This window comes from Virgibacillus aidingensis, assembly GCF_010994035.1.
Classification (GTDB): Bacteria; Bacillota; Bacilli; order Bacillales; family Amphibacillaceae; genus Virgibacillus_N.
On sequence record NZ_WIXN01000007.1, the window covers coordinates 30100 to 54935 of the forward strand.

Below are 24836 nucleotides of genomic sequence, written 5' to 3' on the forward strand. Positions count from 1 at the left end.
AACGAAGGCGAAGATTTATTCATCGTTCATTCGCTCATCGGGAGAATCTGGCAACGAAGGCGGTGATTTCCTCATCGTTCATTCGCTCATACGGGGAATCTGGCAACGAATGGGAAGATTTATTCATCGTTCGTTCACTCATAAGCTGTATCAGGCAATGAAGGCGAAGATTTATTCATCATTCATCCACTCATCGGGAGAATCAGGAAACGAAGGCGATGATTTTTTCATCATTCATTCACTCATCGGCTGGATCAGCCAACGAAGGCGATAATTTATTCATCATTCGTTCACTCATCGGGGGAATCAGGAAACGAAAGTGGAGATTTCCTCATCATTCGTTCACTCATAAGCTGGATCAGGCAACGAAGGCGGGGATTTCCTCATCATTCGTTCACTCATCAGCTGAATCAGGCAATGAAAGAGAAGATTTATTCATCATTCATTCGCTCATCAGCTGAATCAGGCAATGAAAGAGAAGATTTATTCATCGTTCATTCGCTCATCGGGGGAATCAGGCAACGAGGGAGGAGATTTCCTCATCATTCGTTCATTCATCCGGGGAATTAGACAATGAACGCATAAAATCTCCGCCTTTCGTTCACTCATCTACTGTATGATGCTATGAACGAATGCCTGATTAACCTTATTAATGGCTTTAAAACTTATAAAGAACCGTATTAAACATACACCCGCTTAATCCGTTCGAGCAAACTCGCCAATACTTCATCGACAATCGTGTTTGCCCAGCCGGCGACTTCCCGGGCATGAATTTCATCCCCTTTCTGTCTGCCTATGATGATGACCTCATCGCCCTCCCGCACATCGGGGATATGTGTTACATTCACGATCGTCTGATCCAGGGAGATCGTACCAATAATATCTACACGCTGTCCGCGGATCAGCATCTCTCCGTTATTGGAAAAAGTCCGCTGATAACCATCTCCATGGCCGATCGGGATGATTGCTATTTTTTCATTGGCAGGAGTTACATAGCTGCCGCCATAGCCAATGGGGGTATTCACAGGCAGTTCCTTGAGAAGAAGCACCTTTGTCTTCAGTGTCATTACCGGTTTCAAATCTATCAAATCATTTTGGCGGGCATCTGGAGGATAGCCAAACAGGGCTATTCCCGGACGAACCATATCCAGGTGCATATCCGGCCGTTCAATCGTAATTGTAGAACCGCCCACATGCTGCACAGGAAAATAAAAGCCGTGTTTATTCAGCCTGGAAACCGTCTCCTTAAATGAATTGAATTCCTTCTCCGTCTTCCTCCATTCCCCGTCATCCGCACTGGAAAAATGCGTATAAATCCCTTCCCAGTACAGACCTGGAAGATCATATACTTCTGCACAAAATTCCACAGCTTCTCCGGGCGGAATTCCGAAGCGGTGGAGACCGGTGTTAATTTTCAAATGCACAGGGGCGGGCCGGTTTTGTTTGACCGCCTCCCCACTGATGGCTGCTGCCAGCTTTTTTGAAGAAATCGAAGCGGTCAGATTTTGTGCCACAATGTCCGCAGCACGCTCTGGCATGACAGCACTTAATATGTGAATCGGTACGGTAATTTTATTTTTCCTGAGCAATAATCCCTCTTCTACACTGGTAACACCAAGCCTTTGTGCACCTGCTTGAATTGCTTCCATACCCATTTTCACAATCCCATGTCCATATGCATTCGTTTTTATCACCGCCATGAATTCACTGTTTTTGGCCAATGATTTCAGCCTGCCGATATTTTCCCGGTATGCCTGCAAGTCAATAACAGCTACCGTAGGGTGGTGGGTGGTTAATTGATTTACACCGGTCTTCAACACACACACTCCCTTTCTATGAAATATGGTAAAGAAAAAACGCGATTTTCCTAGCTATAAAGCTTGCGGAATTCCCCGATTATTGATTTGGTAATTTCTCCGGGCTTACCCTTTCCAATTACATGATCATCCACTTTTAAAATAGGAATGATATCCGATTTCGTTGCTGATACAAATACCTCGTCTGCATCCAGTAATGCATCCACTGTATATGTTTCTTCATGAACATCAAGTCCGAGCTTTTCACACAGCTCTATGATTTTCTGTCTTGTAATGCCATTTAATATATAGTTATCAGCCGGGTGTGTATACAATGCGCCATTTTTTACAATAAAAACATTTGATGCACTTGCTTCGGTCACTGTCTCTCCGCGATGCATAATTGCCTCCACTGCATCATGTTTGACCGCTTTCTGTTTGGCCAGCACATTGGGGAGGAGATTTAAAGTTTTAATGTCACAGCGCAGCCAACGGATATCCTCTGTCAAAACCGCATTTGCACCTTGATCCTCCATGTCGCTCATTCTTTCTTCCTCTCGTGTATAACCAATCGTAACAGGTGGTGTATCATCTGGCGGGAATTCATGCCATCTTGGCGAAGTTCCCCTGGAAACCTGCAAATAAATAATTCCTTCCTTCAATTCATTGGCCGCTGCCAGCTTTTCCAGTTTCTCTTCCATCTCCCCGGCCGGCAGCGGGAGATTTAATTGCAGTTCCTTTGCACTTCTCTCCAATCGGATAAGATGTTCTTTCATCATAAGCGGTTTTCCATCATAAACACCGATGACTTCATAAATCCCATCTCCAAATTGATAGCCTCTGTCCTCAATATCCACCACTAAATCCCTGTCAACGATCTCATCATTAAACAATATTTTATTCATAAAATGCTCCTCCCCTCAAAACAGTGTTTTTTCTTAACAAGTAATCCCCGGTTACATCCAAAAGCAGCTTTGTATCAATGCTGCTGCCGCTGATCACTATGACTGTTTGTGACCCGGCAGAAATTTTCCCGTGGAGCATGGCGCCTATCCCCGCCCCTGCCGCTCCTTCTGCGGCCATTTGATGTTCATCCTGTATAAACCCAATTCCGTCTGCAATTTCTTCCTCGTTTGCCAGTACGATATCATCAGCAAATCTTTTAACTAATTCAAGAGTATACCGATTGGCGAGGCCAATTCCCCCTAGCAGACTGTCTGCCAGTGTATCTTCTTCTTGCACCATGACCGGCTTCCCTGCCTTAATGCTCTCATACATGGCGGCACCACGATCCGTGGAAACACCGGTTATTTTTATATTGCTGTCTGCAGCCTTCATGGCTATGCCTAACCCTGAAAGCAGACCGCCTCCGGATAATCCGGCAACCACCATATTGGTCTCTGGCAGATCCTCTAAAATTTCCAGGCCAATGGTTCCATTTCCGGCAATCATATAAGGATCATCAAAAGGGTGAACGACCGTTAAGCCGGATTTTTCCTGTAATTTATAGCAGCGCTGTTCCGCTTCATCCTGTGTAGTACCCGCTATTTCTATTTTTGCCCCGGTTTTCTCCAATGCGTTTACTTTTGCATCCGGCACCCTTCCGGAAATACAAATTGTAGAAGCTATACCAAGCTTATTCGCCATATACGCAACACTTCTGCCAAAATTGCCGGTAGAAAAAGTGGTTACTCCCTTCGCTTTTTCGCTGCTTGTTAAAGTCATCAATTTATTGGCTGCTCCGCGAATTTTGAATGAGCCGCTCGGATGCAGATTTTCCAGTTTCAAAAAAATATTTGCTGAAGTCAATTCCGAAAGCATTGGTGAATAAATAAGCGGTGTCTTTTGTACGTAAGGTGACATCCGTTTTTTTGCCTGCCAGATATTACTTATACTTATTGCTTCACTTTGCATCAATACTCCTCCCCCAAAAGCTTTATGTAACCGCTTTAATTTATTATGGGAAGAAAAAGAAGGAGAGGTTTCCCCTTCTTTTCGATCAAAACTATTCCATTCCAATAGCCACATATTGTGATTCTACAAAAGCTTCTATTCCTTCATGGCCGCCTTCCCTGCCGAGTCCGCTTTCCTTCATGCCGCCAAATGGCACCTGTGCAGCGGATGGGGCTCCGTTGTTCCAGCCGACAATGCCAAAGTTCAATTGCTCAATGAATTTCGTTCCCCTTGCTACATTGTCTGTATACACATATGCCGCCAGCCCGTATGGTGTGTCATTGGCATATTTTATGCCTTCCTCATCGGAACTTATTTTTTGAATTGGCGCAACCGGGCCAAATGTTTCCTCCTGCATAATCACCATGGAAGGATCAATATTTTTCAGCACGGTTGGGGTGTAGAAAAATCCATCTGTATCATTTTCATAAGGTTTGGCACCAGTTACTGCTTCTGCGCCTTTATCAAGCGCGTCATCAACATGGCGCTTGACTTTTTCATAGCCGTCTTTATTGATTAATGGACCAATTTTCACGTCATCATTTATGCCGTTGCCAACCTTCAGTTTTTCTACCTCTTTTGCAAATTTATCGGTAAATTCATCATAGATTTTTTCATGAACATAGACGCGGTTTGCACAAATACATGTCTGTCCGGAATTTCTGAATTTCGATGCGATCAGACCTTTCACCGCCTGGTCCACATTCGCATCTTCCAGTACGATAAACGGCGCATGGCCGCCTAGTTCAAGTGATAGTTTTTTCACCTTGTCTGCGCTTTGCCTGATTAATAGTTTTCCAACTTCAGTGGAACCGGTGAACGTAATTTTACTTACCTTTTCGTTCTTCATCATTGTCTCAGCTATTTCTGAAGATGAGCCGGTTAATAAATTTACCACTCCTTTTGGAAAACCTGCTTCCTCGAACAGCTCCATCATTTTCACCGCAGTAAGCGGACTGTCTCCGGAAGGTTTCATGATGACCGTACAGCCAACGGCAAGGGCCGGGGCCATTTTTCTTGTCAGCATCGCAGCAGGAAAATTCCATGGAGTGATTGCCCCTACGACTCCTACCGGTTTTTTCCATACCTGCAGTCGTTTATCACTGGCATGGGTTGGGGTTACGGAACCATAAATGCGTTTCCCTTCTTCCGCGAACCATTCCACAAAAGAAGCTGCATAGACCACTTCCCCCCTTGATTCTTCTATCGGCTTTCCCATTTCCAGTGTCATCATTTTCGCAAGTTCTTCTTGATTGTCCAGCATAAGCTGGTGAAATTTTTTCAAATATTTGGCCCGTTCATATGCAGTAAGGCGGGACCAGTCATAAAATGCCTCGTGAGCAGCTTGAATGGCCAGCTCCGTTTCTTTGGCACCGCCGTTGGGTACGGTGCCGATTACTTCCTGGTTTGCCGGATTCACGACATTTTTTGTATCCAGGTCTCCTCCCGTCCACTCTCCATTAATGTTTATCAAATATTTTTTTGCTTCGCTCATCACTTTCACTCCAATCTCTATTTCTATTACACCAGTTCATTGACTCAGCGAAAATATATCTGGTGCAATAGGCGGTTTTACGCTTTTACCTCAGCCATAACTTCTTCAATGGCTTCCTCGAGAATGGTTAATCCTTCCTCCAGCTGTTCATCTGTAATAACAAGCGGCATTAACAGGCGCACAACATTATCATGCATACCGGCTTTGAGTGCAATCAGTCCCCGTTTATGGGCTGCCTGCAGCACTTGGCCGGTAACTTTCTTTGCAGGCTCTTTCGTATTGCGGTCTTCTACAAATTCCAGTGCACACATGGCACCCAAGCCACGGTAATCGCCGATGACTTCAAAGCGGTCATACATTTTTTCGAAGTGTTTTAATACAGTTTCTCCAATGTTTTCCGCCCGTTCATTTAAGTTCTCATTTTCCATCACATCAAGTACCGCAAGTCCTGCTCTGCATCCAAGCGGACTTCCGTTATACGTACCGCCCAATTCACCGGCATTGGCACTGTCCATGACTTCTTCCCTGCCAATCACGCCGCTGATTGGTATTCCTGCCGCCATGGATTTGGAGATAGTAATCAGGTCAGGTTCTACACCATAATGCTCCATGGCAAAATATTTTCCGGTACGGCCAAAGCCGGTCTGTATCTCATCAGCGATAAATAAAATACCGTGTTTTTTGCAGAGGTCATACACACCCTGCACAAATTCCTTATCCGGAACGATGAATCCGCTCTCGCCCTGCACCGGCTCCATAACAAATGCCGCAACAAGTTTTGGATCCACTTCCGTGATAAAAAAGTTTTCAATTTGCTTCAGGACAAAATCATTGTATGCTTTTTTGGACATTTCCTCCGGACGGCGGTAATGATACGGGAATGGCGCATGATAAATTTCAGGTGCAAATGGTCCGTATTCATACTTATATGGGTGAATCTTCCCTGTTAATGACATTCCCATTAAAGTGCGTCCGTGAAACCCGCCGGAAAACGAAACAATCGATTTTCTTCCGGTATACTTTTTCGCTATTTTGACGGCATTTTCCACTGCTTCCGCCCCGCTGTTAAAAAACATCACTTTTTTATCAAAACTGCCTGGTGCGAGCGCAGCTATTCTTTCAGACAGTTCAATATAGGAATCATACATCATGACATTGAAGCCGGTGTGAATAAACTTATCCACCTGGTCATGTAAAGCGTTTACAATTTCATCATGGCTGTGTCCGACATTAATCACGCCGATAGCCCCGGCAAAATCAATAAACTGATTGCCATCCACATCCTTGATCAGCGCACCTTTGGCTGATTCAGCGAAAGTGGGCACCCCGTATCCCGATCCGTGTGGTACGGCTGCATGCCTTCTTTCCAGCAGTTCCTTTGCTTTTGGTCCCGGCAGTTCGGTTTGAATACGTGCAAATTGCCTTGTCATGGTTAGAACCTCCTTGAATTTTTAATTATAATTACCATCCAGCAGTTTCTCTTCCACATATTCAATATGTGTACGCACTTTTTCCTGCACTTTCTTTTCGTCTTTAGTTGCAATTGCTTCATATAAATCCTTATGCTCCTCGTAGAAGGATTGATGACTGGAATAATATTTATCCAAATGCATAAGAAAAGTACGAATTTGAACTTGAAGAGACTGATAGATTTTTACAATACGCGAATTCCCGCATAAGTGAACAATATAGCTGTGGAATGCTGTATCCAGATCAAACAATGCGTGCCAATCTTTTTCTGCTGCTTTTTGCTTCATTTCATTGATAATTTTTTCCAATGCTGCCATATGCTCTTTATCCAGCTTGGGAAGTGCTTTTTTAAAAGCTGTTGTCTCCAGCAGTGTGCGGAGTTCGATCATTTCGTTAAAGTCCTCACCGGTAAAATCCGCAACATACGTTCCTTTTCTCGCCTGGCTGACGACCAGTTCTTCCGCTTCCAGTATTTTTAATGCTTCCCGAATTGTACTCCTGCTTACGTCATACTCCTCGGCAAGATCTGTTTCCAGCAGGCGCTCCCCAAACGCCATATCTTTATCCCAGATCCTTGCCCTTAACTGTTCCGCAATAAGCTCACTCAATGGCTTTTGCTCAATCGCATAATCATTACTGCCCATAATCTCTCTCCTTCTTTTCGCAACATAGGGACGGTTCTATTGTTTCATTTTATTGCGGGTTTTTCTTATACATAATACCAAAAATAAGTTGCCGACTCCGATAATTTTCTTTTGTTTGGTAACTTATTTGCGTGATATGCTGCCGCTTGATGACGGTTTTCTTTATAGACCAGCCCCAACGTTTAATGTCGATTGTCGACATTAATGGTTTATTCTCATAATAATTCAGAATTCCTTTATTGTCAATGATAATTTGAGACTGCGATACAGTCGTTTTACTCATTGGCGGGATCAGGTGACGAACGAGATGGGGTTCGCTACTTTCGTTCACTCATTGGCGGGATCAGGCGACGAACGGGACGGGGTTCGCTTCTTTCGTTTACTCATCAGCGGGATCAGGCGACGAACGGGACGAGGTTCGCTTCTTTCGTTCACTCATCAGCAGGATCAGGTGACGAACGAGATGGGGTTCGCTACTTTCGTTCACTCATCAGCAGGATCAGGCGACGAACGGGACGGGGTTCGCTTCTTTCGTTCACTCATCAGCAGGATCAGGTGACGAACGGGACGGGGTTCGCTTCTTTCGTTCACTCATCAGCAGGATCAGGCGACGAACGGGACGAGGTTCGCTACTTTCGTTCACTCATCAGCGGGATCAGGCGACGAACGAGATGGAGTGCGCTACTTTCGTTCACTCATCAGCAGGATCAGGTGACGAACGAGAAGAGATTCGCTACTTTCGTTCACTCATTGGCGGGATCAGGTGACGAACGAGAAGAGATTCGCTACTTTCGTTCACTCATTGGCGGGATCAAGCAACGAACGAGAAGAGATTCGCTTCTTTCGTTCACTCATTGGCGGGATCAAGCAACAAACGAGAAGAGATTCGCTACTTTCGTTCACTCATTGGCGGGATCAGGTGACGAACGAGAAGAGATTCGCTACTTTCGTTCACTCATTGGCGGGATCAGGTGACGAACGAGATGGGGTTCGCTACTTTCGTTCACTTCCCACCGTAAAGATTTGCATGATTTAAAATTGTTATTTAGAATAGGCACAGAAGCTGAAACCATTATGACTTGAGGAGTGGTGTGCATGAAAAAAAAGATTATCGCCTATAATCGTGTGGAAAAACCGGTGCTGGATGAATTAAAAGAGAAGTATGATGTACGTTTTTTTAACAGTCCCGAACCGATAAATGACCCTGCGTTTCTGGAACAATTAAAAGAAGCGGAGGGCATTATTGGTCTGGAGCTTCCAGTGAACAAAGAGCTGTTGGATCATGCTCCAAATTTAAAAATCGTCAGTAATGTATCTGTCGGCTACAACAACCTGGATCTAGATGAATTGAAAAAACGCAATATAATGGCTACCAATACGCCGGATGTGTTAAATGATACGGTTGCCGACACAGTGTTCGGTATCCTGCTTGCGGGTGCCAGAAGAATCACCGAACTGGACCGGTTCGTTAAAAATGGTAAATGGCAGCAGGAGGCTGTTGATCCCGAATACTTTGGCGTTGATGTGCACCATAAAAAAATTGGGATTATTGGACTGGGAAGTATAGGCTGGGCCATTGCGAACAGAGCACACTTTGGTTTTCACATGGATGTTTTGTACCATACCAGAAGCAGAAAGATAGCGGCGGAAGAAACCTTTGCAGCCACTTACTGTGCACTCCCCAAATTATTGGAGGAGTCCGATTTTGTTTGTATGATGACCCCGCTTACCAAGGAAACAGAAGGCATGATCGGTTTGGAAGAATTTAAGCGAATGAAGGATACCGCTATTTTTATTAATGCCTCCCGGGGAAAAACAGTAGTGGAAAAAGAGTTAATCCAGGCGCTTCAAAAAGGAGAAATTGCGGGTGCTGCCCTTGATGTGTTTGAAAATGAGCCAATCGAAACAGACAGTCCGCTCCTTCAAATGGAAAATGTGGTGACAACTCCGCATATCGGCTCCTCCACCCATGAAACAGAATTGAAAATGTCAAAGCTTGCTGCAGCAAACCTGGAAGCTGGCCTGAACGGAAAAAAACCGCAGAATTTAATTTGGGAATGAAACACGGGACGGTCCTCTGTGGCACCCGTGTTTCATTGCGGCTGCAACAACAGAACCGTCCCCGTGTTTCAATTATGCTAAACGAATATTGGGTTTTATATATAGTTCCCTTGGGTAGTCTGCAAGTACTTCGACGCCTGTTTCCGTGACGCGGAAGGATTCACTGATCTCCATGCCGACATGGCCGAGGTCGATGGTTGGAATCATGTGGAACACCATATTTGGTTCAAGGATTGTTTTGTCTCCCGGCCGCAGACTGGCAGTATGCTCTCCCCAATCAGGGGGATAATTCAGACCTGCCGAATAGCCGATTCTCGATTCCTTTCTTATTCCATTTTTATCAATGGATGCTCTCCAGGCCAGCTCTATTTCCTCACAGCTCACACCTGGCTTCACCGTATCTAAAGCTGCGTTTAATCCTTCAATCACTATTTCACTTAGTTTTTGGATTCCTTCATTCGCTCTTCCAATTACAGCGGTCCGGGCCAGTGGCGAATGGTACCTTTTGTAACAGCCGGACAGTTCAATAATTACTGGCTGCCCTTCTTCAAATGTCTCATCTGTCCAGGTAAGGTGACATGCTCCGGTTTTTTCTCCCGTAGGCAGTAAAGGAACTATGGATGGATAATCACCGCCATACTCCTCTGTTCCGCTTATCTGGGCATGGGAAATAGCAGCTACAACATCACACTCACGTACTCCTTCATTAAGCTGCTCATATGCTACCATCATTGCTTTTTCCGAGATATAAGCAGCTTTTTTAATATATTCTATTTCCTGATCCGATTTCACAATGCGGATCCAGTTAACCAGATTGGTTCCATCTTTAAATTCTGCATCCGGCAGCCCCTTTGTTAAATGGATATAGCTTCTTGCGGTAAAATAATAGGCATCCATTTCGACTGCAATTGTTACATTATGCAATTGCTGCTGTCTTAAAAAACCACTGACAAAATCCATTGGATGTCTCACATCAGACTGCACATAATGATCAGGATAAGGCAAAATATGCATATCATCCAACCATGTCGTATGTCTGGCCGCATTGGCGTCCAGACCCCTTCCTATCCAATACGGCTGATCATCTTCCAAGCTGACGATCAGCAATTGATGCACATAAAAGGACCATGCATCATAACCTGTTAAATAGTTCATGTTTGCAGGATCTGTCACGAGCAGTACATCAATTCCTTTATCCTGCATCCTTAGCTTTGTTTTCGCCAGTCTCTCCTTAAACTCGGCAATAGAAAAGGCTAACATGGAAATCCTCTCCTCTCAAATCTCATTATTTTTTTAGCTATTGTAATCGGTTGCAAAAACGATAAAAAAGATTTTTTTAATATATTTACAGACTTTTATTGCGATATCTGCTGTGGTATAAAAAGAATGGTTTAAAGTAATTGACGATATAGAAAAAATGGAATATAAAAAAATAAATAAAATTGCTGTTTAGTTAGTTTATGCTGTATGATATGTCTTGTCGCTAATTTTTTACATTGTCGATTGTCGACATATATCCGAGTGTATATATTATAATTCATCGGTTTTTCAAGTGTCAATCTTTTTTTTCGTTTTTTTAAATACTTTTTCAATTCAATTAAACAAACAACTATTTTATCTATTTTATTCCCGCAATATCAGACTAAAAAACACACAGATTAAAAAAATCCGTGTGTTTCTTCCAGCTTAAAGCAATCAATCGAAACTTTCCGGGTTTGTGCCGGCCCGGTCATTTTTATTCAATCCCTGAATCTGTTTCATTTCATCCTCAGTCAACGAAAAATCAAAAATATCCGCATTCTCTTCTATCCGCTTATCCGTAATTGTTTTTGGAATTGTAATAACTTTGTTTTGTACGTCCCACCGCAAAATCACCTGTGCAGCGGTTTTGTTATATTTTTCCCCAATCTCTTCTAACACCGGTTCATCTAAAAGCTGTCCCCTTTTCAGCGGTGACCATGCCTCAAGCTGAATCCCTTCCCGCCTGCAAAAAGCATGCAGCTCCTCCTGTGTCAAATGGGGATGATATTCCACTTGGTCAACAGCAGGCTTCACTTCACATCCATCCATCAAATGCTGCAGATGATGAATATGAAAATTACTAACCCCAATGGCTTTTACCCTTTCATCTTTATAAAGCTTTTCCAATGCCCGCCATGTTTCCTTATACATTCCTTTTACCGGCCAATGAATTAAATAAAGATCCAGGTAATCAGTTTGCAGATTTTCCAGGCTTTCCTCAAATGCTTTTAAGGTGTTCTCATAGCCCTGCTGGTCATTCCACACCTTTGATGTGATAAAAATATCATCCCTTGGCACCCGGGAATCCTTTACAGCTTGACCTACTCCTTTTTCATTAAAATAATAAGATGCAGTGTCTATGCTCCTGTAACCCGTCTCCAGCGCAGTATTCACTGCCTGGTACACAACATCCCCATCTTCCACCTTATACACACCGAGACCAAATCCCGGCATTCTCACTCCATTATTTAAAGTAATGGTATCCTGCAGATGTGTGATCATAATTATTCCTCCAACTACATTGATTTAATTATTTTCCCTTTACCCGATAATTGACAGTCATAGTGCCGGAATAGAGAATTTTTGTTTTATTGCCCGCACTCCCTGCTTTCACCCATTATATCATTTCATATTCTTCGGCTGAATAGCAAGAAAGAACCTGGAAGCAAGCAGCAGAAAAGTGTACACTATATGTTAACTTCTTATTTATTATTATTGAGTCTCTGCACCTTTATTACCGGATATTGCAGAGCAAATCTGTGAAACTGCTAAAACAAATGGGGGGATAATTTATGCAGGAGTTTCCAACAGACATTACATTTTATTATCCTTGGCGCAGCTACCAGAAGGAAGTACTTCAACACTTGGAGACACATCTCAACAATGGACATCTCCATTTGGTGGCACCGCCCGGTTCAGGAAAAACAGTTCTCGGTCTGGAGGTCATGCTGCGATTAAATAAACCTACATTAATTGTGGCCCCTACACTGGCGATCCGAAACCAGTGGGTAAACCGGTTCAGGGAACTTTTCTTGCAGGTTAAGAAAAAACCTGAATGGATTTCCACTGACTTGTACGACCCAAAATTTATGACTGTTACGACATATCAGGGATTGCACGCTTTATTTAAAGAGGACGACAAGACGGAACCGGAAGAAAATGTTATTGATGACGCAGAAGAAGAGATGGAACAGATCGTGCAATCAGAGAAAAAAACTTTCCGGGAAAAGTTTTTTCAGCAGCAGTTCGAAACCATTGTGCTTGATGAAGCCCATCATTTGCGGACAAGCTGGTGGAAAACTAGTCTTTATGTAAAAAACAAATTAAAAAACCCCGCTATTGTTGCTTTAACTGCCACGCCACCGTATGATGTGGATCAATCAGAATGGGATAAATATATCGAATTATGCGGCCCGATTGACGAAGAAATAGAAGTTGCTGCACTTGTAAAGGAAGGAGATCTCTGTCCCCATCAGGATTATGTATGGATGTCTGCTCCAACAAAGAAAGAAATGGGCCCTATAGATGCCTTTCACAAAGAGGCGGAAGAACTGAGAAAAGGACTTTTACATAATACTGCTTTTAAAACCCTGATCGAAACACACCCATGGATGCAATCAGAAAAGTATGTGGAAGAAAAACTCGGTAATCATGGTTACTTTATCAGTATGATTCTTTATTTAAAGGAAATTGGCAGCACACAATGGGAAATGCCCTTTGAATTAATCGATGAAAAAGCAAAACATCTCCCCTCCTTTGACTTGGATTGGACGGAAGAGCTGCTGACGGCCCTCTTTTATCAGGATGAATTGGTAGATCCGGGAGAAGAACCCCTGAAAAGTATAAAAAAGCAATTGTCAAATATCGGAGCACTTGAACACCGGAAAGTTAAATTGAACGCTACAAAATCAATGGAACGAACCTTATTACATAGTGCATCCAAGCTGGAAAGCATTAATAAAATTGTTTCCCTGGAAAGACAGGCGCAAGGGGATAAACTTCGGCTTGTCATTCTGGCAGACTATATTTATGCAGATGATTTGCCGAAAAACGCCGATGAAAAGAAACCGCTGATCCGGCTTGGTGTTATTCCCATATTTGAAAATATAAGAAAAGAACTTGGCAGCAGATGCAGACTTGGTGTATTAACAGGTTCCGTTGTCATTTTGCCCAGAGATATCATTCCTCTTCTGGAAAAACATCATCTGAGCTTCAACACAGAAACACTTCCCCATGACGCGGAATATGTGAAAGTGACCTGGCAGGGGACATCCCGGCAGTATATGGTCAGGGTTATTACCGATATTTTCTCCAAAGGAAAAATTGATGTATTGGTTGGCACGACAGCACTTCTTGGTGAAGGATGGGATGCTCCAAGTGTAAATACGCTTATCCTCGCCTCTTATGTCGGTACATTTATGCTGACCAACCAGATGAGGGGACGTGCCATTCGCACCGAGCCCGGCAATCCTGACAAGACAGCGAATATCTGGCACCTTATTTGCGTGGATCCAAAATCTGCAGATGGCGGTTATGATTTTCACGCTTTGAAAAGGCGGTTCCGTTCTTTGTCAGGACTGGATGAAGAGCTGCCATTGATTGTTTCCGGTCTGAACCGGCTTCGTCTTCCTGTCCGGCAATTTACCAGGGATGAAATACTGACAGTCAATAATGAAATGACAGGCAGAGCCACAAACCGAAAACGTCTGTTCTCACGCTGGCAGGAAGCTGTAAATAAAGGAGAAGAAAAGCGGGAAGAAGCACTGGTGGATCCATCTGCAGTACCGAGACCTTTTGTTTTTCGCAATACATTAAAATCGTTGTTGACCATTACCCTCGTTACAGTTATTAACGTCCTAAGGGGGATGGGCAACCAGCAGCATCACTATCGGCAGTCGGATGATCTGATTATTCAATTGATCGCAGGATTGATCATCGGGATTATTTTATCCAGTCCCTTCTGGTGGAAGGCACTGAAAATTTTTATCAAAAATGCTTCGGTAGAATCCAGCATGAGAGAAATAGGAAATTCCGTTTACCACACTTTATATAAACTGGACCTGATTCAAACACCCATTTCCCAGAATAAAGTGTATGCTGATGCGTCCCCTGATGGTGAAGTGGTATGTTACCTTGAAAATGGTACAAAGCATGAACAGAAGTTATTTCTGCAATCTTTACAGGAAATTGTTGATCCAATTGAAAATCCCCGTTACCTGCTGCACCGGAAATCCGGCAGCCGATTGTGGGTCCGTCATGACTATCATGCCATACCGGAAGAAATAGGCCGAAGAAAAGAAAATGCAGAAACCTTGCTGGCGGAATGGAAAAAAAGAGTCGGTCAAGCCGAACTCATCTACACCAGAACGCCCGAGGGAAGAAAAAAGTTATTAAAGGCCCGCGTCCGCGCCATGTCCGGCCAGTTCGTCAAACGATCAGAGCGGATCAGTGTATGGAGATGATTTTTGACAACACGGAACTCCCATTTTACACATGTATAATAACATCTTGATTGCTCCCGGATCGGAAAGTCCCGATCAGGGAGTTTTATTTTAGCGGTTTTAACACGTATGCGCCATATATAAAATGTACCTTAGTTATATCCAGAAACAAACACTATAATGCCTGTTCAGACGCCGTACAGACTGTACTGGATGTTTTTTCCACAACTCGTGCCAGGCAATTCCGTATTCATTTTTTCAAAATGAGCGTCTTTGCGCTCATACCGCCGGGACGGGGTTAAAACCTTTTACTGAGGCAAAAATTTCACAGAACCCTAAAGTTATAAAATTCCCCATCAGCAGATAGCCGGTTTTCCACGTGTACCGTCTTACCATTCAGGGTATAGATAAACCTAGCAATAGAACAAGAGGTGTACTATGCTGGAACAGATACTTAATTCCAATCTGATCATTCTTGCTATTTCGATTATCCTGATCACCAGCATTCTCAGTGTCCAATTTTCCGTGAGAATTAACGCACCCTCCCTCATCTTTTTTATTTCTTTAGGGATGATTGTCGGCGGAGAACTGCTGGGTCTGGTTTCATTTGATGATCCGGCAATTGCACAGCTGATCGGCATGATGGCACTCGTCATCATTCTTTTTGATGGCGGCATGAAAACAAATTGGCAGACTATCCGGCCGGTAGCTTTTCCCGCACTTTCCCTTGCAACAATAGGAGTATTCATCACGAGCATTATTCTGGGAGCTGCTGCTAAATTGATTTTTGACTTTTCCTGGCCGGAAGCTCTGCTGATGGGAGCTATCGTCGGCTCGACAGACGCTGCAGCTGTATTTGCTATGCTTCAGGGAAGAAACATTACAAAAAGACTGGAGGCAACCCTGGAAGCAGAATCGGGTGCAAATGACCCGATGGCCGTATTTTTAACTACTTCCTTTATCGCAATGATTACAGCGGAAGGTAACGGCATAATAGCGCTTATTTGGGATTTCTTCTGGCAGATGGGGATCGCGCTGCTCCTCGGGCTGTTTATCGGAAAACTCGGCAGCAAAGCATTATACCGGATTACCCTTTCTTCCAGTGGATTATATCCATTGCTCGCGATCTCCTTTGCCTTTTTTGCCTTCAGTGTAAGCGAGCTTGCCAATGCGAGCGGACTGCTTGCGGTTTACGTGAGTGCGATAGTGATCGGAAACTCAGGGTTAAAACAGCGAAACGCAATCCTTCGTTTTAATGAAGGATTTACCTGGATCGCACAAATTGGCTTATTTTTCATACTTGGACTCATTGTGATCCCGAGTGATTTGTTTTCCATACCCATTATTTTACAGGGATTGCTGCTGTCAGTAATACTTATGCTGGCAGCACGCCCGATCGCTGTATTCATCTCTGTAGCTGGAATGAAATTCAGTCTCAAGGAAAAAGTATTTCTCTCCTGGGCAGGGTTACGGGGAGCTGTACCGATTGTATTGGCACTTTTTCCGATGCTTGCAGGACTGGAATACAGCCAGCTGTATTTCAATATCATTTTCTTTATCGTATTAACTTCTGTAGTTATTCAGGGATCAACGATGCAGTTTGCAGCAAATAAACTTGGGCTTGTTACTTCGGATGATGCCATCCCGCTGCATACAATGGATTTACTATCTGTTGGCAAAAAGGACTTGGAAATTGTGGAATACTTTATTAATGATAAGCATATTGTGACCGGGAAAAGTATTAAACAGATTGAGCTTCCGGATAAAGCAAATATCATTCTGATTATCCGCCATGGAGAAACGATCCCGCCAACTGCGGAGACGGTGCTTCAAAAAGAAGATATACTTTATATTCTTGTACCTGATGATGAGATGGAGATTTTGAACAAAAAATTAGCGGCCAATTCCCCTTCAAATGGTGAAGGATAGCCGCTAAGACCTTCATTCTCCCTGCTTGCCAATATACCTTTTATTATCCTGCAGTTAAGTAATCACAACTAAATGGTCAACTTTTACGGGAACTGTACAGCAAGTAATTAGCCTTTTTTCAAGATGAGAAATGCTTCGTCAAAATTTCATCTCACCCTATATAAACCCGTGTCTGAACATATATCTGTACTACCATATACAATGCCAGGGCATATTTCCAGTTGAACCGGATCCCATTTGTGAAACCGGATAATCCGTTAGAACCGCTTAGCGTAATAATAGGCATAATCAGCGGTGAAAGCAAAATGGAAATCGCACTTCCTGACGTCACTGCCAGCACAATTAATTCCGGCTCATACGGTAAGTGGATGCTTCCCAGAATTCCTCCCACAAGGACGAGTACAGTTAATGGACCCAGGCCAAAAAAGCCAAGAACGATAATAATAAATGGAAGAAAATAAAGCAGATTTAAAAATGGCACCATTTCCTGCAGCGTATAAATACCATCCACTACCGTTTGCGCAAATGCCGTCTGGTTCAGTGAAAATATCAGCATACCTGCACCAAGCATTACGGAAAGCTGGTAGGATTGCTGAGTAATTTTATGCTGCATATGCGTTTTGACATCCGCATAAAAGTGATTCATTCTGCCTTTTCCAATAAAATAAACGATCGTCCAAACAATAATGGTTAAAGGAATGAGAATCAGCAGCTCAATATCCAAAAGACTATAAAGAAGAAAAATCGTTCCAAACAATGATATAAATAAAACGGCAAATTCAATTACGTTTTTATTTGTTTCCTTTTGGTTAACCGATTCCCGAAGTACTTCATCAATTTCACTCTGCAGCCCCGCTGTTAAATCCACCCCGGATCTTTTTTCCTCAAAAAAGGAAAAAATGACAGCCAGAACAACGCCAATACCTGCCATCAGCATCCCCTGTAAAATAGATATAAACAAGGAGGCTTCCATGACATCAACTACAAATACAAAGCTGGGAATACTAATCACCCATAAAGTAGATAAAGCAAATCCGCGCAGGAGTGCTGTTCCTTTAAATTTTTCCCACGCCTCTCCTTTTTCATCCTTTAAAATCATTGTGACAAACTGATACATCATCGGAATTGCACCAAATAAAAGGAAATAGGCAATAATTTGAGTGAAGGTAACCATCCCGGCATAAAACTTCCTGCTTGAATCCAGCAATTTATGCCCGAAAACAACAATTGCTTCCATATAGAATTCCTCTTTTAATACCCAGCTGATCATCGGTACAACAATAAGCAGCCCAATCACATTGCTCATCTGCAAAAGCCCGCCTGTAAAGCCGTAAAGCAGTTCGGTATCTGAAATCAGGAATATAATAAATCCGCTTAAGAATAGTGTTAAAGGCAATTTGAAACGGCTGATTTTATAGTTTACAAGTGCAAACGCAAATAATGCCAATCCGCTGAACATCAAAACAAGCAATAGTACTTCGTTTTCAAAAAAATAAGTAATAAAATGTAAAAGTGCATATACACTTACTGCAATACTTAATCCCCATTTGTGCATTGATTCTTTTCTCCCTGGTCAACTTTCTCTATATCCAAGGATAAACTATATGTAGAAATATAGAAAGGTTTCAGTTTTAAGAGAGAAGCAAATTTGCCCATAATAAAAGCTGCATGTCTTTCTGTCATCCAATGATAAACCCTTGTATAACTACAAACAGCAAGAAAAGAAATACTAATAGACTCGCAACCCCCAGCCATGTTTTTTTCTCCTGAAATGCCATGATACCAATCACCAGCATTAAGAGTGAAACGGCTAGTAACGTGAAAGGAAATACATTCATATTGTTTGTCAGTAAACTAAACAAAGATAATACTATCACGATCATGGCAAGTACTGTTCTGGCTTGTTTCAGCAACTCGATCCCCCCTTTGTAGTTATCTGTATCCGGCTCATTCCGGCAATAAGTCCATTCGTTCCTGCATATGGACTGCTTTCTGAAAAATTAGTTTTCCATATTCATTTTCTGTAAAACATTTAATTTAAAGGCTGGTTTAATGATGCCAATTTTTTCATCTCTTGCATTCAGCACAGGGGCATGATAATAATCAGCCAAATGATCCCAAATGGACGCATCTCCAATATGGAGCTGTCTTAAAACTTCCATGGACGCAACGCTTGTCCCTCTGGCATTTCCGTCATCTATCTTTACAGCTACACCAACTCCGGTATCTCTGTCTCCAAAGCAATGAACTCCTTCCGCCCCACCTTTTGCAGCAATTCTGCCCCGAAATATATTCATCAAATCAGTATCAAAACGTTTTGTTCCTGCAACCATTTCCGGGTAATTGGCCATGGCATCTCTGATTCGCTTGAGTGCATCTCTTCTCTCCCCGGAACCAGTTGCCCAATCATCCGGTGCAGCAAGCCTGCTGAATGCTCGTGCCAGCTGGATAAGTGGAATTCTATGTACAGGCACCCCGCAGCCATCCACTGATGTTTTAATATCTTCTTTGGCAACATCACTCACATTGGAAATGACCTCCATAATCTGCTGCTGATATGGGTGCGATAACTCCCGGTATGAAGCAACGTCCATGTTTTGCTGCTGAACTCCCGCCAGCATTCCGGCATGTTTTCCGGAACAATTACTGTAGAGCGGCGTTAACTGTCTTCCCTCACGCATTAATTGATTATAGCTGTCGATATCTCTGGGAATATGCGTGCCGCACTGCAAATCATTTTCTTCCAAACCGATTTTTCGTAAAACCTCTGCTACTGCGCTTCGATGAAATGGCTCTCCGCTATGGCTTGCACAAAATAAAGATAGTTCCCTGTCTGTTAAGTTATATGCCTCCAATGCACGTGACTCAACAACCGGTACTGCCTGAAATGGCTTCATGGATGAGCGGGCAAAGGTCAGCCTGTTCGGATCCCCATAATAGGCCAGCAAATCTCCTTTTACAGAAACCACAGCGATATGGACATCATGGGCACTTTCCACATAGTCTCCCCGGTACACTTGAATCGGTTTTAATGTAGAATTCATCTTTTTCGTCCTCCCCTTTTTGATTATCTTTCCAAGTTAATGGTATTCCTGAAATTGCATTTCATTTATTTAGTACCCGTTTACTGTCTTGAGATGCGATGCTTCATAATTCGGTATGAAGATTGCACTGCAAAACATAAAGCTAATGGAAAATAGACTTTTTAGATGTGAATCTAAAAATAGAATGACAGTATACGAGTATTATAAATTAACCAAAAGCCTGAAGTAAGAGAGCTGCGATAACTAATATTCCGGTTTTCCGCATCCTGCTTTTTTACGGTTGAAGATATTTTCTTAGTATTTACTTTATCATAAGTCATGTTGTATGGATATGTATGTGTTATGATGCGGAAAATTATTTCTGCAAATATTTGTATGCGGCATCAGTAAAGATTACAGAAAGTAAGCCAAGTATTTCCCAGGAAATATATTGTCGAATTTAAATGCGGTTTTGAATTAAAGGAAAAAGAGCAGCCCGGGGATGAACTGCTCTTTAAGTTGAGGATAATTTGAGGATACATTTGAAAAGTTAAAGCCTTTTCAAGCGTGGAAATAATTGAGTTGAAAGTGACGTTATTTACGTTTGTTACGGGACAATTATCCCCTTTTTAATTTGTCTCCGACACGTATTACTAAAGTCACAATTAATCCTCTTTTTTGTTTTATCTAGTTCTATTATCCTATTTATATCAACTGGCAGAAAAAAAGTCTAATAGCCGTTTTTGATTTTTGGTTATGGATTCGACAAAAATCCGAGAAGAAATTATCCATTTCGACAAGTGTTTTCGTAAAATCCAGCTAGTTTTGCTTACCAAAATTGGATTTCAGCATTTTGTTCGACAAATTACTACAAAAGCGTTTGTCATTAGACTAAATAGCCTTTATGAATGTTTTCCTGCTTGATTAATTCCTGCCATTGCCTTAGTTATTGTTTAAATAAAATGACACCGGCAGCAAACCCTTTAGTATTTCGTTGATATTTTACGTTTTTTTCTTCCTTACTTCCCAGTTTGTTTACTATTTAACCAGTAAAATTATTCAAGTGTAAGATAATATATATTCTCTTCTGCCTTATTGCTAATAATCTGAGAAAGTCAACATCCATATGCCAGATCCTGGCAGCATAATATTAATCACAACGAAATAAAATATAATGTGATTCCCTCTTCGATTATATAAAGGGGTGTGAAGGATGATGAATGTTTGCGTATTTTTCCAATCATCCATGCCCCGCCTTTTCATTCAGCTGCATCGCGTTTTCAGCATGTTCATCTGGAGTGGCCGGCCGGGATCTTTCATTCCGGAATATGCCATATTTCTTTTTAAACCGTTCCAGGATCCTTATCCAGCTCACACTAAACACAGCAAGGGGGAAAACAGTGGAAAGCGCGTGGGCAAGATCGTGATAGATACTTGAAACATAAACACCATTTGATTAGTTCCTTCTTCTAATTGTACTTCGAATAGGCCATCAGACTGTATGTCAATTGTTTCCCCGTTAACCATAACAGATGAAGTTGCTTCACCATCCACCTCATCGATGGCTTCTGTGTTAAATGATATGGATTTCTCTGAAACGGTCATGCCATCTTCCAGCTCATCAGCTGAAATAACCGGGTGAGCGTTATCCGGCGGCATTTCCACAATCACCTTTGCAAATGGCCTTGTAATATTCCTTTCAGAAGCATCATTAAATCTCTCTGCTGTGAGTGTATAGGTTCCTGGTTCATCAATACTTAAAACGACTTCTTCATTTCCATCTGTTACAGCTTAATTATTTTCTGTATATTTCTGCCCGTCAATTAAGATGGCTGCACCCTCTACTGGAGGAACAGCATCATAGTTCACCAGAAAACTCCCAATTACAGTGGCGGGAACGCGCCGGCTTTGCACCGGCCTTCCCTTTTAATGATTAACAGCAGTCTGCTGGCAATCAACCCATTTTTTCGTATTCAGTTACTATATACTAATCTACAAAAATGGAGCGTCAACCTCTAATTCGGTTTGGACCTGTTTTTTGGAGATAGCTCAATTTTGGAATTCCAATCTTTTTGAGGTTCAGTTTTTTCACGTTTAGGATTAAATATGATAAACTAGCATTCATTATATTGATTTCAGATTCTGCTTTTTTTCCAATTATTTCTGTCAGGAGGGGCGTTCTCAAATTGGACAAGAATACACGCTATATTTACCTTATCGTTATATTCGTCATGCTTATGTGGGGGATGAATGTATCGGCACTTAAAGTAATCGTGGAAAACTTCATGCCAATTACGATTACTTCCCTTCGTATTCTCGTTGCCGGTCTGGTTGTCTTTATCATTTTAGCTTTTGCCGGAGGGGTACGGCTGCCTAAAAAGAAAGAATGGTATTTCATTGCTGGAGGGTCCGTATTCAGTGTTGTGCTGCACCACTATTTTTTAGCAAGCGGCCTTACGATGACAAGCGCCGCTAATACTGGATTAATTTTAGGTATGGGTCCGGTTTTAACTGTTATTTTTGCTACAGTTATTTTAAAAAGAAAACCTTCGAAACTCCAATTCACCGGTTTTATTTTCGGGTTTATCGGAGTAAGTTTTACCGTGCTTGCAGGCAGTGAAGGCATTGATACCATTAACCTGGGTGATTTATATATTTTGCTGTCAATTTTATCCCAGGCACTTAGTTTTATTGTTATCAAGAAGGCAGCAGAATCCATGGATCCAAGACTGTTTACAGGCTATATGCTAATTTTTGGTTCCGTTTTTTTATTTGTTATCAGTCTGTGGAGCGAACCAAATGGCATAGCCTCTCTAAGTAATGTTGATTATACTGTTTGGCTGGTATTTCTATTTTCAGCTGTGATAGCAACCGGTGTCGGCCATATGGCTTATAACTATGCGATTAGCCAATTGGGGCCGGCTGAAACATCCATATTCCTGAATTTAAATACGTTTTTTTCCATTATAGGAGCAGCCATATTCTTAAATGAAGTTATCTTATTTTCTCATTTTATCGGACTTATCTTCATTGTTTCCGGAGTAATTTTTGGATCCGGCGGGCTGGAAGCATGGTTGATCGGGAGAAGAAAAAAACGAATGTGAAGATGGTGCAAAGAAATCGGGAGGATTTCCCATTCAGCACAATAAAAAATAAGGGCAGCTGAACAGCTACCCTTTGTAGGATATATTTCCTTTTTCTTGATTATCGTTTTCATATGCGATCAGGATAATTTCTTCTCCTTTTTCCTCGCTGAGTGTTTTTTCTAGTGAACGAACTTGCTGAAGTGTTGTTTCTGATAAATTTGCCGGATCGTACTGTTTCTTTTCCATTTTCATCACCTTTCCTATTTGGATATTTAAAGCAAATACTGCCTGTTCTTACCCAAGAACTCCGCTTTCATTCGTGAATTCCGCAGCTAACGGTGATTCCCGCTATGAATAGTTTCCGTCAATTCTGTTTCCGTTTTTGTATGATCATGTTCATCACAATAATATACAACCGTTTTGATGACGTGGGATATATGGCAGGTTCGTGTGTGCCGGATAAAATTTTTCCAATACGAATATTCATGGCTCCCAACTTCTATTGTATCGTAGCTGGTACTGTATTCGACCCAGTTATGGGTTGAGCCGCTCGTTTCTGGTTCCGTATTGCTGACTGTGGCATCTGCTATCAGTGTATTGGATAAAGAAGATACTAAAATAATAAAACCAATCGCAAGTATTTTTCTCATTTTAACCAACCCTTTTATTCCAACGCTATTCATATTATGCCTTGTATCGTCTAAATTATGCGTATTGAATTTCATTTCGATTTTTAAAGGGAAAAAGTTGTATTTATTGCCCGGAATATCTTTATTGCTTTACCGAAACAAAGTTGATAAGATGCTAATAGGTTTAAGAGAAAGGTTGGTGATCAGCGTGTCTATCGAGCGTGTAAAAGCACATTTTAAACAATGGAACCGGGAAGCAGAAGTTATGGAGTTCAAGAGCTCCAGCGCAACTGTTCAGCAGGCTGCTGAAACCATTGGCGTATTACCTGAGCAAATTGCCAAAACACTGTCTTTCAGAGGGAAAGAAGATAAAGCAATACTCGTTGTGGCAGCAGGCGATGCTAAAATTGACAATAAAAAATTCCGTCATACATTCGGCTTTAAAGCTCGGATGCTTAGTCACGACGAAGTACAGGAACAAACAGGACATGAAGTCGGGGGTGTATGTCCGTTTGGACTGGCAAATGACCTTGACGTCTATCTCGATGTTTCCATGAAACGATTTGATAAGGTATTTCCAGCTTGCGGCAGTACGAACTCAGCAATTGAGTTAACCTGTGAAGAATTGTTTACCTATTCCTTTGCAAAGGCCTGGGTTGATGTATGTAAAGGATGGCAGGAAGAAGAAATTGGAATAACTTCAGGCGAAAGTTCCAAGAGTGCTACTTAGTGCAGCACTCTTTTTGATTTAAAAAAATTTGCTTTTGCAAAGCAGCACCAGTCATTCAGTGTATAGGCTTTATTTGCGAACTCCTTTCGGAAATAATGCCGGAGTTCCTGAAGTGCGATACCTGTTAATACCGTATACCGGTTGGTGTCATACTTCGCTTCTTCCAAACTAATACGCATGGACTTACTGACAATATCTCTGATTTTTAATTGGAGCTTCAATTATCCACTTCCGTATATTAAGAGAAAGATGGCTCTGTGTTTAAGGTTGTTCGTGCTATTTATAAGTTGTAATATATCTTCTTTTGAAAGGTTCTAGCCTCGAAAAGCGATGTTCTTCTACTGTTACAAATTAATTTGCAACAGTAGAACCGTCCCGCTGTTTGGATCAGTCTTCCTGGACAGGATCCTTACATCGTTTTCACTTCCATAATGTATATGATAAACTGAATTCACCAAATTTTACTGTTCATACCAATGGCTGAATAAATGCATGTTTCAATTAAAACTATTTATTTCAGTCATATGGAAGAACCTGCTTGTTATATATATAAAAATA

General features: G+C 42.0%; 21 protein-coding genes and 1 riboswitch. Of the genes, 6 read left to right on the forward strand and 15 right to left on the reverse strand.

The window, feature by feature from the left end:
* The first annotated feature begins 218 nt into the window (after window positions 1-218).
* Complete coding sequence (locus GHD25_RS07575) at window positions 219-461, forward strand: hypothetical protein (RefSeq protein ID WP_164215783.1); 243 nt, start codon at window positions 219-221, stop codon at window positions 459-461.
* A 219-nt stretch (window positions 462-680) separates the two neighbouring features.
* On the opposite strand, the gene alr is transcribed toward GHD25_RS07575, so the two are convergent.
* The 6 genes from alr to GHD25_RS07605 form a co-directional block, all read right to left on the reverse strand.
* A complete protein-coding gene (gene alr / locus GHD25_RS07580; protein WP_164215784.1) occupies window positions 681-1817 on the reverse strand; it encodes an alanine racemase in 1137 nt (378 codons plus the stop codon).
* Window positions 1818-1867: 50 nt separating this feature from the next.
* On the reverse strand, window positions 1868-2701 hold the full coding sequence (dat, locus tag GHD25_RS07585; RefSeq protein WP_164215785.1) for a D-amino-acid transaminase: 834 nt from the start codon (window positions 2699-2701) through the stop codon (window positions 1868-1870).
* Complete coding sequence (locus GHD25_RS07590) at window positions 2694-3710, reverse strand: pyridoxal-phosphate dependent enzyme (RefSeq protein WP_164215786.1); 1017 nt, start codon at window positions 3708-3710, stop codon at window positions 2694-2696. The genes dat and GHD25_RS07590 overlap by 8 nt, the downstream gene beginning before the upstream one ends.
* Window positions 3711-3801: 91 nt before the next feature.
* The gene (locus GHD25_RS07595; protein ID WP_164215787.1) at window positions 3802-5244 is read right to left on the reverse strand and encodes an NAD-dependent succinate-semialdehyde dehydrogenase; all 1443 of its coding nucleotides are present in this window, start codon (window positions 5242-5244) and stop codon (window positions 3802-3804) included.
* Between the two features lie 77 nt (window positions 5245-5321).
* Window positions 5322-6674 (reverse strand): 4-aminobutyrate--2-oxoglutarate transaminase, encoded by a 1353-nt coding sequence (gene gabT / locus GHD25_RS07600; RefSeq protein ID WP_164215788.1) that lies wholly within the window; start codon window positions 6672-6674, stop codon window positions 5322-5324.
* 21 nt (window positions 6675-6695) lie between these two features.
* The gene (locus GHD25_RS07605) at window positions 6696-7358 is read right to left on the reverse strand and encodes a GntR family transcriptional regulator (protein ID WP_164215789.1); all 663 of its coding nucleotides are present in this window, start codon (window positions 7356-7358) and stop codon (window positions 6696-6698) included.
* 1095 nt (window positions 7359-8453) lie between these two features.
* Here GHD25_RS07605 and GHD25_RS07610 point away from each other — a divergent pair.
* The gene (locus tag GHD25_RS07610) at window positions 8454-9419 is read left to right on the forward strand and encodes a 2-hydroxyacid dehydrogenase (RefSeq protein ID WP_164215790.1); all 966 of its coding nucleotides are present in this window, start codon (window positions 8454-8456) and stop codon (window positions 9417-9419) included.
* Window positions 9420-9491: 72 nt separating this feature from the next.
* Here GHD25_RS07610 and GHD25_RS07615 read toward each other — a convergent pair whose 3' ends face one another.
* Together GHD25_RS07615 and GHD25_RS07620 are read right to left on the reverse strand one after the other, a co-directional pair.
* Window positions 9492-10679, reverse strand: a complete 1188-nt coding sequence (locus tag GHD25_RS07615) for a M24 family metallopeptidase (RefSeq protein WP_164215791.1) — start codon at window positions 10677-10679, stop codon at window positions 9492-9494.
* A 435-nt stretch (window positions 10680-11114) separates the two neighbouring features.
* Window positions 11115-11942 carry an aldo/keto reductase gene (locus tag GHD25_RS07620; RefSeq protein WP_164215792.1) on the reverse strand — a complete coding sequence of 276 codons (828 nt, stop codon included), beginning with the start codon at window positions 11940-11942 and terminating at the stop codon, window positions 11115-11117.
* 290 nt (window positions 11943-12232) lie between these two features.
* On the opposite strand from GHD25_RS07620, the gene GHD25_RS07625 reads away from it, so the two are divergent.
* Both GHD25_RS07625 and GHD25_RS07630 read left to right on the forward strand, forming a co-directional pair.
* The gene (locus tag GHD25_RS07625) at window positions 12233-14902 is read left to right on the forward strand and encodes a DEAD/DEAH box helicase family protein (protein ID WP_164215793.1); all 2670 of its coding nucleotides are present in this window, start codon (window positions 12233-12235) and stop codon (window positions 14900-14902) included.
* A 417-nt stretch (window positions 14903-15319) separates the two neighbouring features.
* Window positions 15320-16810 (forward strand): potassium/proton antiporter, encoded by a 1491-nt coding sequence (locus GHD25_RS07630; RefSeq protein ID WP_164215794.1) that lies wholly within the window; start codon window positions 15320-15322, stop codon window positions 16808-16810.
* Window positions 16811-16961: 151 nt separating this feature from the next.
* On the opposite strand, the gene GHD25_RS07635 is transcribed toward GHD25_RS07630, so the two are convergent.
* The 4 genes from GHD25_RS07635 to GHD25_RS07650 all read right to left on the reverse strand — a co-directional run bounded on the left by GHD25_RS07635 (window position 16962) and on the right by GHD25_RS07650 (window position 21504).
* Window positions 16962-18365: a hypothetical protein gene (locus GHD25_RS07635; protein ID WP_164215795.1), complete on the reverse strand. Its 1404-nt coding sequence runs from the start codon at window positions 18363-18365 to the stop codon at window positions 16962-16964.
* A 124-nt stretch (window positions 18366-18489) separates the two neighbouring features.
* The gene (locus GHD25_RS07640; RefSeq protein ID WP_164215796.1) at window positions 18490-18723 is read right to left on the reverse strand and encodes a DUF3953 domain-containing protein; all 234 of its coding nucleotides are present in this window, start codon (window positions 18721-18723) and stop codon (window positions 18490-18492) included.
* 87 nt (window positions 18724-18810) lie between these two features.
* Window positions 18811-19854: an asparaginase gene (locus GHD25_RS07645; RefSeq protein ID WP_164215797.1), complete on the reverse strand. Its 1044-nt coding sequence runs from the start codon at window positions 19852-19854 to the stop codon at window positions 18811-18813.
* Window positions 19855-21204: 1350 nt separating this feature from the next.
* Window positions 21205-21504: a hypothetical protein gene (locus GHD25_RS07650; protein ID WP_164215798.1), complete on the reverse strand. Its 300-nt coding sequence runs from the start codon at window positions 21502-21504 to the stop codon at window positions 21205-21207.
* Window positions 21505-21646: 142 nt separating this feature from the next.
* A riboswitch (cobalamin riboswitch) is annotated at window positions 21647-21811 on the reverse strand.
* A gap of 208 nt (window positions 21812-22019) precedes the next feature.
* Here GHD25_RS07650 and GHD25_RS07655 point away from each other — a divergent pair.
* A complete protein-coding gene (locus GHD25_RS07655) occupies window positions 22020-22937 on the forward strand; it encodes a DMT family transporter (protein ID WP_240452273.1) in 918 nt (305 codons plus the stop codon).
* A gap of 66 nt (window positions 22938-23003) precedes the next feature.
* On the opposite strand, the gene GHD25_RS07660 is transcribed toward GHD25_RS07655, so the two are convergent.
* Both GHD25_RS07660 and GHD25_RS07665 read right to left on the reverse strand, forming a co-directional pair.
* Window positions 23004-23171, reverse strand: coding sequence for a hypothetical protein (locus GHD25_RS07660; RefSeq protein WP_164215761.1), 168 nt, complete (start codon window positions 23169-23171; stop codon window positions 23004-23006).
* A gap of 80 nt (window positions 23172-23251) precedes the next feature.
* Window positions 23252-23644, reverse strand: a complete 393-nt coding sequence (locus GHD25_RS07665; protein ID WP_164215799.1) for a hypothetical protein — start codon at window positions 23642-23644, stop codon at window positions 23252-23254.
* Between the two features lie 112 nt (window positions 23645-23756).
* On the opposite strand from GHD25_RS07665, the gene GHD25_RS07670 reads away from it, so the two are divergent.
* Window positions 23757-24278 carry a YbaK/EbsC family protein gene (locus GHD25_RS07670; protein ID WP_164215908.1) on the forward strand — a complete coding sequence of 174 codons (522 nt, stop codon included), beginning with the start codon at window positions 23757-23759 and terminating at the stop codon, window positions 24276-24278.
* On the opposite strand, the gene GHD25_RS07675 is transcribed toward GHD25_RS07670, so the two are convergent.
* Window positions 24275-24499, reverse strand: a complete 225-nt coding sequence (locus tag GHD25_RS07675) for a hypothetical protein (RefSeq protein WP_164215800.1) — start codon at window positions 24497-24499, stop codon at window positions 24275-24277. The two genes, GHD25_RS07670 and GHD25_RS07675, sit on opposite strands and share 4 nt — an antisense overlap.
* Between the last annotated feature and the right edge of the window lie 337 nt (window positions 24500-24836).